This is a genomic window from Actinomadura sp. NPDC000600 (assembly GCF_040492135.1).
Taxonomy (GTDB): Bacteria; Actinomycetota; Actinomycetes; order Streptosporangiales; family Streptosporangiaceae; genus Spirillospora.
Genome location: NZ_JBEUPD010000156.1, coordinates 1 through 1,017, shown reverse-complemented (window position 1 = coordinate 1,017; position 1,017 = coordinate 1). Strand labels below are relative to the sequence as shown.

Here is a 1,017-nt window from a genome sequence, read left to right as displayed (position 1 = left end):
AATAAATTAATATAAATATTTTTTTATTAATTATAAACCTTTTAGTAAGTTGCTCCATGCTTGCTTTTCTCGTTCCGTCTTGTCGGTATCGACTCCGTGCTTGCTTTCATATTCAGATTCAATCTGTTGCATAGCTTTTTGTTTAGCAGTTTCAATTTCTTTGTCACGCTTTAACTTATTATCATTGTAATTTCTTTCGGCAACTTGTTTCATCAATCCATTAATCTCATCACGTTCGGCGTTCGCCTTATCTCTCATCTTGTCAAAGGCTTCTTTGCTCCGCTGTCTGCTCGTCTCCTCTAGTTCTTTGCGTTCAATCTCTGCGCCTTTTCGGATGTCCTCAACCCAATTGCCTGTATGTTGTTGGCTGTTGTCTTTGATTGTTTCTGTCATGGTGTCCCCCCCTTTTATTATGCGTTCATATCATCAAGAAATGTGTTGCCAAGATATTTAAAGTTATAAACATTTCGGACTGAGTTGTTTCGTTTATACTCTACCGCTCGCGTTATTCTGGTACCGTTTGACGCTACTAAACAATCGGCGTCTTTGTAAACATCATACTGCGCAATACGTAACAACTCATCAGCTTTATGGTAGACCGCATTAGATTCATCAGCCAATGACTTGAGTTCTGCCATTAGCTTAGCGCCCTTAATATTCAACTCATCTTGTAACTTATCGGCAGCCTTTTCAATATCTGAGACCAATTGATTATAATCATCTTTGGTCACTAATGGAGTGCTTTCCAATTTGTCTAACTGTTTTTGATACAATTCAATAGCGTGTTGTGATGTCCATATATCCCCCTTTGCTTTATCATAAGCTACTAAGTCAGCGATCTCCTCGGCTTTGATTAATTCATCATTAGCGATTTTTAAGGCTCTTTCCGCTTTTTCTTTATTATTTTTAAACTTCTCAATTTCCAATAAATTACCGTCCTATTGATAGATAAGTTCTCAAACAATTACAACAAAACTAATAATATAGGAATATCAAAAATATATAATAAAGTCAAAA

General features: G+C 36.0%; 2 protein-coding genes. Both read right to left on the bottom strand.

Annotated features, from left to right (window positions below; all coding sequences use genetic code 11):
• Positions 1 to 30 precede the first annotated feature (30 nt).
• The gene (locus ABWI07_RS44465; RefSeq protein ID WP_312258060.1) at positions 31 to 393 is read right to left on the bottom strand and encodes a hypothetical protein; all 363 of its coding nucleotides are present in this window, start codon (positions 391 to 393) and stop codon (positions 31 to 33) included.
• Between the two features lie 17 nt (positions 394 to 410).
• Positions 411 to 926, bottom strand: coding sequence for a hypothetical protein (locus ABWI07_RS44460; protein ID WP_353822251.1), 516 nt, complete (start codon positions 924 to 926; stop codon positions 411 to 413).
• Positions 927 to 1,017: the final 91 nt, after the last annotated feature.